Source organism: Streptomyces sp. NPDC001922 (genome assembly GCF_042891165.1).
In the GTDB taxonomy this organism is placed as follows: domain Bacteria; phylum Actinomycetota; class Actinomycetes; order Streptomycetales; family Streptomycetaceae; genus Streptomyces.
The window spans coordinates 65489-79431 of the sequence record NZ_JBIASV010000011.1; the positions used below are offsets into that span (position 1 = coordinate 65489).

At 74.4% G+C, this 13943-nt stretch carries 12 protein-coding genes; 10 read left to right on the plus strand and 2 right to left on the minus strand.

Translation table 11 applies throughout. The features are described from left to right. Positions 1-255 precede the first annotated feature (255 nt). From ACFYYR_RS21365 to cobC, 6 genes are all read left to right on the plus strand, one after another. Positions 256-2424, plus strand: coding sequence for a putative cobaltochelatase (locus ACFYYR_RS21365; protein WP_388856286.1), 2169 nt, complete (start codon positions 256-258; stop codon positions 2422-2424). Continuing rightward, positions 2424-3020: a cob(I)yrinic acid a,c-diamide adenosyltransferase gene (gene cobO / locus ACFYYR_RS21370; protein ID WP_388855662.1), complete on the plus strand. Its 597-nt coding sequence runs from the start codon at positions 2424-2426 to the stop codon at positions 3018-3020. The genes ACFYYR_RS21365 and cobO overlap by 1 nt, the downstream gene beginning before the upstream one ends. Beyond that, complete coding sequence (locus tag ACFYYR_RS21375) at positions 3020-4576, plus strand: cobyrinate a,c-diamide synthase (protein ID WP_388856289.1); 1557 nt, start codon at positions 3020-3022, stop codon at positions 4574-4576. Before cobO ends, ACFYYR_RS21375 begins: the two co-directional genes overlap by 1 nt. Before the next feature lie 89 nt (positions 4577-4665). Next, a complete protein-coding gene (locus ACFYYR_RS21380; RefSeq protein ID WP_388855665.1) occupies positions 4666-5391 on the plus strand; it encodes a cobalamin biosynthesis protein in 726 nt (241 codons plus the stop codon). Further along, positions 5388-6404: a sirohydrochlorin chelatase gene (locus tag ACFYYR_RS21385; RefSeq protein ID WP_388855668.1), complete on the plus strand. Its 1017-nt coding sequence runs from the start codon at positions 5388-5390 to the stop codon at positions 6402-6404. The genes ACFYYR_RS21380 and ACFYYR_RS21385 overlap by 4 nt, the downstream gene beginning before the upstream one ends. 2 nt (positions 6405-6406) lie before the next feature. Beyond that, on the plus strand, positions 6407-7474 hold the full coding sequence (gene cobC, locus ACFYYR_RS21390) for an Rv2231c family pyridoxal phosphate-dependent protein CobC (RefSeq protein ID WP_388855672.1): 1068 nt from the start codon (positions 6407-6409) through the stop codon (positions 7472-7474). A gap of 106 nt (positions 7475-7580) precedes the next feature. On the opposite strand, the gene ACFYYR_RS21395 is transcribed toward cobC, so the two are convergent. Further along, complete coding sequence (locus tag ACFYYR_RS21395; RefSeq protein ID WP_388856292.1) at positions 7581-8672, minus strand: SCO1860 family LAETG-anchored protein; 1092 nt, start codon at positions 8670-8672, stop codon at positions 7581-7583. Positions 8673-9032: 360 nt separating this feature from the next. Continuing rightward, the gene (locus ACFYYR_RS21400) at positions 9033-10124 is read right to left on the minus strand and encodes an amidohydrolase family protein (protein ID WP_388855675.1); all 1092 of its coding nucleotides are present in this window, start codon (positions 10122-10124) and stop codon (positions 9033-9035) included. A gap of 403 nt (positions 10125-10527) precedes the next feature. Here ACFYYR_RS21400 and ectA point away from each other — a divergent pair, with 403 nt between their 5' ends. The 4 genes from ectA (at position 10528) to thpD (ending at position 13877) form a co-directional block, all read left to right on the plus strand. Continuing rightward, positions 10528-11091: a diaminobutyrate acetyltransferase gene (gene ectA, locus ACFYYR_RS21405; RefSeq protein WP_388855678.1), complete on the plus strand. Its 564-nt coding sequence runs from the start codon at positions 10528-10530 to the stop codon at positions 11089-11091. A 55-nt stretch (positions 11092-11146) separates the two neighbouring features. Next, positions 11147-12415, plus strand: a complete 1269-nt coding sequence (ectB, locus tag ACFYYR_RS21410) for a diaminobutyrate--2-oxoglutarate transaminase (protein ID WP_388855681.1) — start codon at positions 11147-11149, stop codon at positions 12413-12415. A 99-nt stretch (positions 12416-12514) separates the two neighbouring features. Then, positions 12515-12919 (plus strand): ectoine synthase, encoded by a 405-nt coding sequence (locus ACFYYR_RS21415; protein ID WP_351507333.1) that lies wholly within the window; start codon positions 12515-12517, stop codon positions 12917-12919. Positions 12920-12977: 58 nt separating this feature from the next. Further along, positions 12978-13877, plus strand: coding sequence for an ectoine hydroxylase (gene thpD / locus ACFYYR_RS21420; RefSeq protein WP_388855685.1), 900 nt, complete (start codon positions 12978-12980; stop codon positions 13875-13877). Positions 13878-13943: the final 66 nt, after the last annotated feature.

Sequence of the window (13943 nt, forward strand, 5' to 3'; positions counted from 1 at the left end):
GCGGTGGATCAAGGGCCGGTGGACCGGGAGCCGGTGGCTCAGGGGCCGGTGGACGACGACGGGCCGGACGACAGCGGCGGAACCGGGGGTCCATGAGCGGCTCCGCGCGACCTGCCCGCAGCTCGAGGGTGACCTGGAGGGTGACGTATGACGACCACGACGACTTCGGCCGCGGGGCCGGACGCGGCGACCGGGGGCGGCGGCGCGGCCGGCGCCCCCGCGGTGCCGAGCTATCCGTTCACGGCGATCGTCGGCATGGACGACCTGCGGCTGGGGCTGCTGCTCAACGCGGTCTCCCCGGCGGTCGGCGGGGTGCTGGTGCGCGGTGAGAAGGGCACGGCGAAGTCGACCGCGGTGCGGGCGCTGGCCGCCCTGATGCCGGCGGTGGACGTGGTGCCGGGCTGCCGGTTCTCCTGCGATCCGGCGGCTCCCGACGCCTCCTGCCCGGACGGGCCGCACGAGCCGGCGGCGGGGGTCTCCCGGCCGGCCCGGATGGTCGAACTCCCGGTGGGCGCCTCGGAGGACCGGCTCGTCGGTGCCCTGGACATCGAACGGGCGCTGTCGGAGGGCCGGAAGGCCTTCGAGCCGGGCCTGCTGGCGGACGCGCACCGCGGGGTGCTGTACGTGGACGAGGTCAACCTCCTCCACGACCATCTGGTGGACCTGCTGCTCGACGCGGCGGCCATGGGCGCCTCGTACGTGGAGCGCGAGGGCGTCTCCGTGCGGCACGCGGCCCGGTTCCTGCTGGTCGGCACCATGAACCCGGAAGAGGGCGAGCTGCGGCCGCAGTTGCTCGACCGGTTCGGGCTGACCGTGGAGGTGGCGGCGTCGCGGGAGCCGGACCAGCGGGTGGAGGTCGTCCGGCGGCGGCTGGCGTACGACGAGGACCCGGCGGGCTTCGCGGCGCGCTGGGCGGCCGAGGAGCAGCAACTGCGGGAGCGGATCGCCGCCGCGCGGGCGCTGCTGCCGTCGGTGCGGCTCGGGGACGGCGCGCTGCGCCGGATCGCGGCGGTGTGCGCGGCGTTCGAGGTCGACGGCATGCGCGCGGACATCGTGACGGCGCGGACGGCCACCGCGCTGGCGGCCTGGGCCGGGCGTACGGACGTCCGGAAGGAGGACGTCCGGCAGGCCGCGCTGCTGGCACTGCCGCACCGGCGGCGGCGCAACCCGTTCGACGCGCCGGGACTGGACGAGGAGAAGCTGGACCGCACCCTGGACGAGTTCGGGGACGACGATCCCGATCCGGGCCCGGACGGCGACGGGGGCGGCGAATCGCCCTCGGACGGGCCGGAGCCGACCGGTCCGCAGGACGCGGAGCCCTCCGGGGAGCGGCCGGAGGACGAGGCGCCCGCTCCGACCGAGGCGGACGCGCCCGCTCCGTCGGCGTCGCAGCAGGAGCCGGAGGAGCAGCCGGAGACCTCGTCGGAGGCTTCGCAGGCCGGTCCGGAGCCGTCCGGGGAGGAGTGCGGGCCGGACGGCGCCCCGGGCGCGGGGGCCGCGGCTGAGCAGCGCGCGGTCGGGGCGGCGGAGCCGTTCCGGACGAAGATGCTGAGCGTGCCCGGGCTGGGTGAGGGCGCGGCCGGGCGGCGCTCACGGGCGCGTACGGCGCACGGGCGCACGACGGGTGCCGTACGGCCCCGGGGCGCGCTCACCAAGCTGCATCTGGCGGCGACCGTGCAGGCGGCCGCCCCGCACCAGCATGCGCGCGGACGTCGCGGGCCGGGGCTGGTGGTCCGCCGCGACGACCTGCGGCAGTCGGTGCGCGAGGGCCGCGAAGGCAATCTCGTGCTGTTCGTGGTGGACGCCTCCGGGTCGATGGCGGCGCGGCAGCGGATGAGCGCGGTCAAGGGCGCGGTGCTGTCGCTGCTGCTCGACGCCTACCAACGGCGCGACAAGGTGGGGCTGGTGACCTTCCGGGGCCGGGACGCCGAGCTGGCGCTGCCGCCGACCTCGTCGGTGGAGGCGGGCGCGGCCCGGCTGGAGTCCCTGCCGACCGGGGGGCGTACGCCGCTGGCCGCGGGGCTGCTCCGGGCCCGTGAGGTGCTGCGGGTGGAACGGCTGCGGGACCCCTCGCGGCGGCCGCTGCTGGTCGTGGTGACGGACGGCCGGGCGACCGGTCCCGGCGCGGGGCGCCGGAGCGGGGCCGGTGCCGCCGCCGGAGCAGGCGCCGGCGGCCGGGAGGAGCCGCTCGCGCTCGCCTCCCGGGCCGCGCGGCTGCTGGCCGCGGAGGGCACGGCGTCGGTGGTGGTGGACTGCGAGTCCGGGCCGGTGCGGCTGGGGCTGGCGGGCGGGCTCGCCCGCGATCTGGGCGGCACCGCCGTGACGCTGGACGAACTGCGGGCGGAGAGCGTGGCGTCGCTGGTCCGCGATGTACAGGGAACGCCGGGATCGCCCGGACTGCCGAGGACAGGGAGGGCTGCGTAATGCCGCAGGGCAAGCCGAGTGTCGTACCCCAGGACGGGCTGACGACCCGCCAGCGCCGGAACCGGCCGCTGGTGATGGTGCACACGGGCGTCGGCAAGGGGAAGTCGACCGCCGCGTTCGGGATGGCGCTGCGGGCGTGGAACCAGAACTGGCCGGTCGGTGTATTCCAGTTCGTGAAGTCGGCGAAGTGGCGGGTCGGCGAGGAGCGGGCGCTGCGGGTGCTCGGTGACTCCGGCGAAGGGGGGACGGTCGCCTGGCACAAGATGGGCGAGGGCTGGTCGTGGGTCCAGCGCGACATCGAGTCGAGCGAGGAGGCCGCGAAGGAGGGCTGGGAGCAGGTCAAGCGCGATCTGGCGGCGGAGGCATACCGGCTGTACGTGCTGGACGAGTTCGCCTACCCGATGCACTGGGGCTGGGTGGACCCCGACGAGGTGGTGTCGGTGCTGCGGGACCGCCCGGGCACCCAGCACGTCGTCATCACGGGGCGTAACGCACCGCAGCAGCTGGTCGACTTCGCCGATCTGGTCACCGACATGTCGAAGGTCAAGCACCCGATGGACGCGGGGCAGAAGGGCCAGAGGGGCATCGAGTGGTGATGTCCTCCGCCGGCTCGCCCGTCCCCCGGCTGGTCATAGCCGCGCCGGCCTCCGGCAGCGGCAAGACGACCGTGGCGACGGGCCTGATGGCCGCGTTCGCCGAGCGCGGCCTGGCCGTGTCGCCGCACAAGGTCGGCCCGGACTACATCGATCCGGGCTACCACGCGCTGGCGACGGGCCGGCCGGGCCGCAATCTGGACGCGTATCTGTGCGGCCCGGAGCGGATCGCGCCGCTGTTCCTGCACGGCGCGGCGGGGGCCGGTCTGGCCCTGGTCGAGGGGGTGATGGGCCTCTACGACGGTGCCGCCCTGCAGGGCGAGCTGGCGTCGACGGCGCATGTGGCCAAGCTGCTGAAGGCGCCGGTGGTGCTGGTGGTGGACGCCTCGTCGCAGTCCCGTTCGGTGGCGGCGCTGGTGCACGGCTTCGCCTCCTGGGACCCGGAGGTACGGGTCGGCGGGGTGATCCTGAACAAGGTCGGCTCGGACCGGCACGAGGAGCTGCTGCGGGAGGCGCTGGGCGGTTCGGGTGTACCGGTGCTGGGTGCCCTGCGGCGTACGGACGGCGTGGGCACCCCGTCCCGGCATCTGGGCCTGGTGCCGGTCGCCGAGCGGCGGGAGGACGCCGTGGAGGCGGTCGCGGCCATGGCGGCGCACGTCCGCGCGGGGTGCGACCTGGAGGCGCTGCTCGCGCTGGCCCGTACCGCTCCCGCGCTGCCGGGCCCTGCCTGGGATCCCGCGGAAGCGCTCGCGGAGGAGGCCCGGTGGTCCCCCGCGTGGACCGGCGCGGGCACCGCGCCGGAGCCGGGTACGGAGACCGCCGTGGCGGGCGCCACGGACGCGGCCCCGGACTCCCCCGCACCGGCCCGTGCGGGGGGCGGCCCCGGGAGCGGCAGGCCGGTGGTCGCCGTCGCGGGCGGCTCCGCGTTCACCTTCTCCTACGCGGAGCACACCGAGCTGCTCACGGCGGCCGGGGCGGAGGTGGTCACCTTCGACCCCCTGCGGGACGAAGAGCTCCCGGAGAACGTCTCGGGCCTGGTGATCGGTGGCGGCTTCCCGGAGATGTACGCGCCCGAGCTCTCGGCGAACGAGCCGCTGCGCGCGGCCGTGGCCCGGCTGGCCGCGTCGGGAGCGCCGGTGGCGGCGGAGTGTGCCGGCCTGCTGTATCTGTCCCGGTCGCTGGACGGCAGCCCGATGTGCGGGGTGCTGGACGCCGAGGCGCGGATGTCGCAGCGGCTGACCCTCGGCTACCGGGAGGCGGTGGCGGTCTCGGACAACGTGCTGGCTCCCGCGGGTGCCCGGCTGCGCGGGCACGAGTTCCACCGCACGGTGCTGGAGCCGGGGGCCGGGCCGACGGCCGCATGGGGACTGGTGCACCCGCAGCGCCGGCTGGAGGGGTTCGTCCACGGCGGGGTGCACGCCTCGTACGTCCATGTGCACTGGGCCGCCGCGCCGGGGGTGGCCCGGCGGTTCGTCGAGCAGTGCGCGGAGTCGCGCGTCCGGAACGCCGCGGCCGGGCGGCCGGCGCCGGCGTCCGGCCCTCCTGCCGGGGTCCGTTGACCTCCGAGGGCACCGGGGCGGGGGCGGCCGGGGAAGCCGGTGGGGGACGGACCGGCGGGACTCGCGCGGTGGCCGGCGGGACCCGTGCGGTGGCCGGCTCCGAGACCGGCGTGCCGCGCCGGCCCCCGTCCCTCGTCGTCGGGGTCGGGGCGCGCCGGGGCGCACCGTGCGCCGAAGCCCTCGGGCTGATCCGGGACGTCCTCGCCGGCGCCGGGCTCGCGGAGAGCGAGGTCGCCGAACTCGCGACCGTCCGCGCCAAGGCGGACGAGGCCGGGCTCCTCGGCGCCGCCGAACGGCTCGGCGTGCCGCTGCGGGCCTATCCGGCCGACGCGTTGGCCGCCGTGGAGGTGCCGCACCCGTCCGAGGCGGCCCGCGCCGCCGTCGGTGCGCCCGGGGTCGCCGAGGCCGCCGCGCTGCTGGCCGCCGGGCCGGGGGCCGAACTCGTCGTGCCCAAGCGGAAGTCGGTGCCCGAAGGCCGCCCGGCGATGGTGACCGCGGCCGTGGCCCGGCGCCGGGACGGCGGACACGACGCGGCGCCGGGAGCGGCTGCGGCAGGAGCGCCGCCCGGAGCGGCGGCACCAGGGGCCCCGGCAGGAGCGGCGACGGCCGGAGCAACCGGGGAAACGCCGGTCGGAACGGACAGTTCGGCGGAGAGCAAGGCTGCCCTGCGCAGACAGCGCGGCGGAAGAGTCAGTAACGTCGGGGAGAAGAGCGGTCCGGCCGGCGTCGCGGCGGTTCCCCATCCGCTTCTCCTTGCCGGTCCGGCCTCGTCCGGACCGGTCGGCCCCACCCGCACGTCCAAGGAGTCACAGTGACGACCCCGCCCGCGCTGCTCATCGCCGGCCCCGGAACCCGCGACGAAGCGGGAGTTGCCGCCGTCCACGCCCTCGTCCAGGAGCTGGAACGGCGCGCACCCGGACTGCCGGTGGCGGGTGGACTCGTCGACCAGACTCCACGGCCCGGCGCTCCCCCCACCGGCCCGGAGCGGTCCTCCTCACCGCAGAACCTTTCACCGCACACCCCGTCACCGCAGAACCCCTCAGCGCAGAACCCCGCGCCCCGGCCCGCGCTGCGGCTGTCGGACGCCGTGGCCGGGCTCGCCGAGCGCGGAGTGACCCGGTGCGCGGCCGTGCCCCTCACGCTCGTCGCCGCCGGACGCGCCGCCGACGGCGTGACCGACGCACTGGCCGACGAGACGCGGCGGCACCCCGGCATCGCCTACCGGTACGGCCGCGCGCTCGGCCCGCACCCCCTGCTGCTGCGGGCGCTGGACCGCCGGCTCGACGAGGCGCTGGGCGACGCCGCCCGGTCGCCCGCCGACCGGGCGCGGACCACCGTGCTGCTGGTGGGCGCCGGTGCCACCGACCCGGCCGGCAACGCCGAGGTGCACCTGGCGGCCCGGCTGCTCTGGGAGGGCCGGGGCTTCGCCGGTGTGGAGACGGCCTTCGTCTCGCTCGCGGCGCCCGATGTGCCGTCCGGCCTCGACCGCTGCCTCCGGCTCGGCGCGCAACGGATCGTGGTCCTGCCGTACTTCCTCTTCGCCGGGGCGCTCCCGGACCGGGCGCGGCAGCAGTCCGAGGGCTGGGCCTCGGCGCACCCCGAGGTGGAGGTGGTCTCCGCCGATGTCATAGGACCGGCCGGGGAGTTGGCCGATCTGGTCCTGGAGCGGTACCGGGAGGCCGTCGGCGGCGGCCCGGAGCAGTTCTGCGAATCCTGCGCCCGGCCGGCGGAGCCGTGGGGCGGGGCCCCGGTGACCGTTCCGCGGCAGCACGACCGGGCCGGCGCGCCTGCCGGCGAGGAACCCCGCGACCACCGCACGGGACGGTGACCGTGCCGACATCCCCCGGGCCGGCCGAGTCCGCCGTCGATCTGCGCCACCACGGGGACGCGGAGGTGCGCGGCGGCGGCGCCGGTCTGACCGATCTCGCGGTGAACGTCCGGGCGGGCACGCCCCCGGCCTGGCTCAAGGAGCGGATCGCCGCGTCCCTGGACGGCCTGGCCGCGTACCCGGACGGGCGGCCGGCCCGCGCGGCCGTGGCCCGGCGTCACGGGCTGGACGAGGACCGGGTGCTGCTGACGGCGGGCGCGGCCGAGGCGTTCGTGCTGCTGGCGCGGGCCTTCCCGGCACGCCGTCCGGTGGTGGTGCACCCCCAGTTCACCGAGCCGGAGGCCGCGCTGCGGGACGCCGGACACGAGGTCGAGCGCGTGCTGCTGGCGGCCGGGACGGGGTTCCGGCTGGCCGCGGAGGCGGTCCCGGACGACGCCGACCTGGTCGTGGTGGGCAACCCGACCAACCCCACCTCCGTGCTGCACCCGGCGGACGCGCTCGCCCGGCTGGCACGCCCCGGGCGGGTGCTCGTCGTCGACGAGGCCTTCATGGACGCCGTGCCCGGCGAGGGCGAGTCGCTCGCCGGGCGCACCGACCTGCCGGGGCTGGTGGTCCTGCGCAGCCTCACCAAGACCTGGGGGCTGGCGGGGCTGCGCATCGGGTACGTGCTCGCCGCGCCGGAGCTGATCGCCGCGCTGGAGCGCGCCCAGCCGCTCTGGCCGGTCTCCGGGCCGGCCCTGGCGGCGGCGGTGGCGTGCAGCGAGCCGCAGGCCCTCGCCGAGGCCGCCCACGCCGCCCACCGCATCGCCTCCGACCGCGCCCATCTGCTGGGCCGGCTGGCCGAGGTCGGCGGGGTGGAGGTGTGCTCGCCCCCCGCGGGACCGTTCGTGCTGGTCCGGCTGGCCGGAGCCGCCACCGTGCGGGACCGGTTGCGGGACCGGGGGTTCGCGGTCCGCCGCGGTGACACCTTCCCGGGCCTGGGACCGGACTGGCTGCGGATCGCGGTGCGCGACCGCACGACGACGGACCGCTTCACGGAGGCCCTGGCGAAGGTCCTCGTGGACGGCTGACGAGGGAGGTCACCGGGTGTCGTCGCCAGGGGTGGATCCCCGGGACGACACCCCGCGCCCGGCCGCCGACGCCCACCCCTACGGGGTCGGCTCCGGCGTCACGGGCTCAGCCCCGGCGGCGGCGCCGGGCGAGCACCAGCGCTCCGCCGCCCGCCACGACCAGCAGGGCCGCGCCCCCGGCCAGATACGGGGTGGTGGCGCTGCCACCGGTCTGGGCGAGGTTCCCGCCGGCCGGCCGGTCACCCGCGGCCGCCCGTTCCGCACCGGACCCCGTCTGCGTGCTGAGCCGCGGGCCGTCGGTGCCGCCCGGCGCGGGCTTCCCGGCCCCCGGCTCGTCCCCGCCGGGCGTTTCCGCACCGCCGGGCTTCTCCGTGCCGCCCGGCTGCCCGGCACCCGGCTCCTCGTGCCCGGGCCGCTCCTCACCGGGCTTCTCCGCTCCCGGCTTCTCGTGGTCCGGCCGCTCCCCGGGCCGCCCCGGCTCCTGGCTGCCCCCGGCGCGCGGGCTCCGGCAGGTGGCCTCGGCCAGCGTGACCCGGCCCTCGACCTTCGCGACGTTCAGCTTGAGCGGATCGACCGAGACCCGCAGCGCGAGCGCGGTGGCCGCCGCCGTCCGCGAGGTGGTGGCGGTCCGTGACAGATCGAGCCGCACCTCCCCCACCTGCGGCACCCGTACCCGGGTGGTGCCACCGGAGCTGAGCGTGACCTTCTTGCCGAGCACCCGCACCGTGCCCAGCACGTTCGACACGGCCTCCGGCCGGTGACCGGCCCGGCACACCGCCTTCGACGTGACCTGCTCGACCTCGATCAGCGACAGCAGCGGCAGACCGGGGACATGGACCCTGGCCCGGACGAGGTTGGCGTAGCCCTTGGCCCGGCGGGCGTCGGCCGTGGCGCGGGCGGTGGCCGCGTCGGCGCGCAGCACGCTGACCGGGCGGCCACGGCCGACGCCGTCGAGCCGCACCGCCAGCGCGGTCCGGTCGGCGTCCGCCGGGGCCTGGACCTCGTTCAGGGCCGCGTTCAGCGGGACGTGCACGGAATCGTTGAGCAGACGGACATCGAGGCCGGTGCGGAGCACGACGGCCCCGGCCTTCCCGCCGCCGCCACCGGTGGCGTGGGCGGGCGCCGCGCCCAGGACGGCCGCGGGACCGGCGGCCAGGGCGGTGGCGGTCAGCATGGCGGCGGCGCGGCGCGCGGGCATGCCGAAGGCAGAGCTGTTCACGGTGGAAACCCCCAAGGAGACATGGGGCCGTCGGCGCCGCCCAGGGGACATCGGGGGCGCCGACGACCACGACCCGGACATACTTACGTACTGAGCGTGAACAGAGGTCAACCCGCCGTGAGTTCATCCCAACGGGTGGTTTCCGTCATCACATTCGAATACGCCGCCCGGCTCGCGGACCGCCGATCACGGCCGTGACCTCGGCGGCCGCCCCGGTGGCGCGCCCGCGGGGCACGCCGCCCCCGCGCCCGCCACTCATGGCCCCGGACACGGCCGCCGCGCCGGGCCCGTCACCCTCGGTCGCCGCCGGTGGCCACACAGCCGCCCCGCCCCCGGCGCTCAGCCGATCACCCGCCCCCGCAGCACCACCCGCCGCGGCGCGGTCAGCACCCGGACGTCGGCCCGGGGATCGTCCTCGTAGACCACGAGGTCGGCCGGAGCACCCTCGGTGAGCCCCGGCCTGCCCAGCCACTCCCGCGCGCCCCAGGTGGTCGCGGAGAGCGCCGCGAGGGGCGGGATGCCCGCCCGGACCAGCTCGGCGACCTCCGCCCCGACCAGACCGTGTGCGAGCGAGCCGCCCGCGTCCGTGCCGACGTACACCGGGATGCCCGCGTCGTAGGCGGAGCGCACCGTGTCGTAGCGGCGGGCGTGGAGCCGCCGCATATGGTCCGACCAGCGCGGGAACTTCGCCTGGCCGCCGTCGGCGAGCTTGGGGAAGGTGGCGATGTTGACCAGCGTGGGCACGATGGCGACGCCGCGTTCGGCGAACAGCGGGATGGTCTCCTCGGTGAGCCCGGTGGCGTGCTCGACACAGTCGATGCCCGCCTCGACCAGCGGCGCCAGGGTCTCCTCGGCGAAGCAGTGGGCGGTGACCCGGGCGCCCAGCCGGTGCGCCTCGGCGATCGCGGCCTCCACGGCGCCGCGCGGCCAGCAGACGCCCAGATCGCCGGTCTCGCGGTCGATCCAGTCCCCGACGAGCTTGACCCAGCCGTCGCCGCGCCGGGCCTCCTGCGCGACGTACGCGACCAGGTCCTCGGGCTCGATCTCGTGCGCGTAGTTACGGATGTAACGCTTGGTGCGCGCGATGTGACGCCCCGCGCGGATGATGCGCGGCAGGTCCTCGCGGTCGTCGATCCAGCGGGTGTCGGAGGGGGAGCCGGCGTCCCGGAGGAGCAGCGCCCCGGCGTCGCGCTCGGTCAGTGCCTGCTTCTCGCTGGTCGAGTCGTCGACCGGGCCGTGGGCGTCCAGCCCGACATGACAGTGGGCGTCCACCAGGCCGGGGAGCGCCCAGCCGGTTACGGTGGTCACATCGCGTGCGGCCGCCGGCCGCCGGTAGGTGATCCTGCCGTCCACCGCCCACAGCTCGTCCCGGACCTCTTCCGGCCCGACCAGCACCCGTCCCCTGATGTGCAGCACAGCACTCTCGCTCATGGGACGCACTGTACGAGCCCCCGGACGCCGGGCGCACCGGTCACGCGAATACTGCCCCCGCCTTCCACAATTGCGGGGCCAGCGATTCGACATATCCTTTGCGGGCGAATTCCCAATTACTCATCCGTATAGCTTTCCATCTGCTTCTTCCCTCCATCCCGGCCTTCAAACGCCCCAGTTTTCTGTCGGTCGGTGACGCAATTCAGAGGGGTCTCATCCGCGTTACGCACATGTGACGGACTCCACAGCAGGTCCGCTTCGTCCCGGAATTACCGGGCAAAACGGCCCTATCCGCGGAGCGTCCGCACGCCCGCGCGTCCACGCGCGATATCACATGGACCCCCACTTCCGTAACCCCTCCCCGAGATGCGATTTTGATTTGCCCTCGGTAAATTTAATTTGCATGACCGCCGCACAAGCAGCCCTGGCAGGTGTCGACACCGAATTCCTCGAAATGCCCGAGGGCCTCGAACTCGACACCCCGCGAGTCGAGGACGGAGCCGCGATATGGCGCATTGCCCGCGACTCCAAGGTGCTCGACCTCAACTCCTCGTACAGCTACCTCCTGTGGTGCCGTGACTTCGCCGCCACCTCCGTGGTGGCGCGCGACGGGGGCGGCGAGCCGGTCGGCTTCATCACCGGCTACATCCGCCCGGAGCGCCCACAGACCCTGGTCGTCTGGCAGGTCGCCGTCGACCACGCGCAGCGCGGACGCGGCCTGGCCGCGGCGCTCCTGGACGGACTGACCCTCCGGGTCGCCGGCGGACTCGGCGTCCGCAGCGTCGAAACCACCATCACCCCCGACAACGCCCCCTCGAACCGGCTGTTCACCTCGTTCGCCGAGCGGCACGGAGCCGCGGTGGAGCGAGAGGTCCTGTTCGACGGCGGCATGTTCCCCGACGGCGGGCACGAGCCCGAGGTGCTGTACCGGATCGGTCCCCTCGCGGCACCGGCGCCCCCACGCTGAAGCCCGCCCCCCAGACTTTCCTCCCTTCCTCACGCCACTCTCCCTGGAGCTCGCTGTGACCATCACCCCGCCCGCCCTGAGCGTCTTCGAGACCCTGGAGTCGGAGGTGCGCAGTTACTGCCGCAGCTGGCCCGCCGTGTTCGACCGGGCTCAGGGCAGCTACATGTACGACGAGGACGGCCATACGTACCTCGACTTCTTCGCCGGTGCCGGCGCCCTGAACTACGGGCACAACAACCCGGTGCTGAAACGCGCGCTGATCGACTACATCGAGCGCGACGGCGTCACCCACGGTCTCGACATGGGCACCACCGCCAAGCGTGCCTTCCTCGAGTCCTTCCAGAACACGATCCTGCGCCCGCGTGACCTGCCCTACAAGGTCATGTTCCCGGGCCCGACAGGCGCCAACGCCGTCGAGGCCGCGCTGAAGCTCGCCCGCAAGGTCAAGGGCCGCGAGTCGATCGTCAGCTTCACCAACGCGTTCCACGGCATGTCGCTGGGCGCGCTGGCCGTCACCGGCAACTCGATGAAGCGCGCCGGTGCGGGCATCCCGCTGGTGCACGGCACCCCGATGCCGTTCGACAACTACTTCGAGGGCCGGGTCCCGGACTTCCTGTGGTTCGAGCGGCTGCTCGAGGACCAGGGCTCCGGCCTGAACCAGCCCGCCGCCGTGATCGTCGAGACGATCCAGGGCGAGGGCGGCATCAACGTCGCCCGCGCCGAGTGGCTGCGCGCCCTCGCGGACCTCTGCAAGCGCCGCGACATGCTGCTGATCGTCGACGACATCCAGATGGGCTGCGGCCGCACCGGTGCCTTCTTCTCCTTCGAGGAGGCCGGCATCACCCCGGACATCGTCACCCTGTCGAAGTCGATCAGCGGCTACGGCCTGCCGATGTCGCTCACCCTCTTCAAGCCCGAGCTGGACATATGGGAGCCGGGTGAGCACAACGGCACCTTCCGTGGCAACAACCCGGCTTTCGTGACGTCTGCCGCCGCCCTGGACACCTACTGGGCGGACGGGCAGATGGAGAAGCAGACCATCGCCCGCGGCGAGCAGGTCGAGCAGGCGCTCAACGCGATCGTCGAGGAGCACCCGCGGCTCGGCGGCAACGCCCGCGGCCGTGGCCTCGCCTGGGGCCTGGAGTTCGCCGACAAGGACCGGGCGAACAAGGTCGCCGCCCGCGCCTTCGAGCTGGGTCTGCTGATCGAGACCTCGGGTCCGCAGAGCGAGGTCGTGAAGCTGCTGCCGCCGCTCACCGTGACCCCGGAGGAGCTGGACGAGGGTCTGCGCATCCTCGCCCGGGCGGTGCGCGAGACGGCCTGACGGCTGCTTTCCGGGGGCGGCCCGACGGCCGCCCCCGGTCCCCACGGGTTGACCTCATCCCCCGTACCGCCGACCGTAGAACAGAAAGGCACCATCACCGTGATCGTCCGTTCGTTCAAGGACATCGAGGGCACCGACCGGCACGTGAAGGCCGCGTCGGGCACCTGGGAGAGCAAGCGCATCGTTCTCGCCAAGGAGCGCGTGGGCTTCTCGCTGCACGAGACGACGCTCTACGCGGGCACCGAGACGTCGATGTGGTACGCCAACCACATCGAGGCCGTGCTCTGCGTCGAGGGCGAGGCCGAGCTGACCAACGACGAGACCGGTGAGACGCACTGGATCACTCCGGGAACGATGTACCTCCTGGACGGCCACGAGCGTCACACCATGCGCCCGAAGACCGACTTCCGCTGCGTCTGCGTGTTCAACCCGCCGGTCACCGGCCGGGAGGACCACGACGAGAACGGTGTGTACCCGCTGCTCACCGAGCCTGCCGAGAACTGAGCTTCCCCCCGCAGGAAAGGAAAGAGCAGGGACGTACGAGAGGAGAGGGAGCACCACCATGACCACCGCACCCGAGCGAACGGCCGATCTCTACCCGACGCGCGGAGCCACCGAGGTGAGCACTCCGCGACTGGACCCGGTCGTATGGTCCGAGCCGGGGGCTCCCGGCCCGGTCCAGCCGTCCGACCTGCGCGACTTCGATCGCGACGGTTTCCTGACGGTGGACCAGCTGATCACTCCGGACGAGGTGGCGAAGTACCGTGCCGAGCTCGACCGGCTGACCACCGACCCGGTCATCCGCGCCGACGAGCGCTCCATCGTCGAGCCGAAGTCGCAGGACGTCCGGACGGTCTTCGAGGTGCACAAGATCAGCGAGGTGTTCGCGGGCCTGGTGCGTGACCCGCGCGTGGTGGAGCGCGCCCGGCAGATCCTCGGCTCGGACGTGTACGTCCACCAGAGCCGGATCAACGTCAAGCCCGGTTTCGGGGCCACGGGGTTCTACTGGCACTCGGACTTCGAGACCTGGCACGCCGAGGACGGCCTGCCGAACATGCGGACGGTGTCCGTCTCGATCGCGCTGACCGAGAACTACGACACCAACGGCGGCTTGATGATCATGCCGGGCTCGCACCGGACCTTCCTTGGCTGCGCGGGGGCAACGCCGAAGGACAACTACAAGAAGTCGCTGCAGATGCAGGACGCGGGCACCCCGTCGGACGAGGCGCTCACGAAGTTCGCCGACCAGCACGGCATCAAGCTGTTCACCGGTGCGGCCGGTTCGGCGACCTGGTTCGACTGCAACTGCATGCACGGTTCGGGCGACAACATCACGCCTTTCGCGCGCAGCAACGTCTTCATCGTCTTCAACAGCGTGGAGAACGAGGCCGTGGAGCCGTTCGCGGCCCCGGTCCGGCGCCCGGACTTCATCGGGGCGCGGGACTTCACGCCGGTGCGGTGACGTCCGCGCCGTAGCGGGAAGCGGGAAGCGGCGCTGCCGCGAGGAGTGGCGCTTCCGCAGGATCAC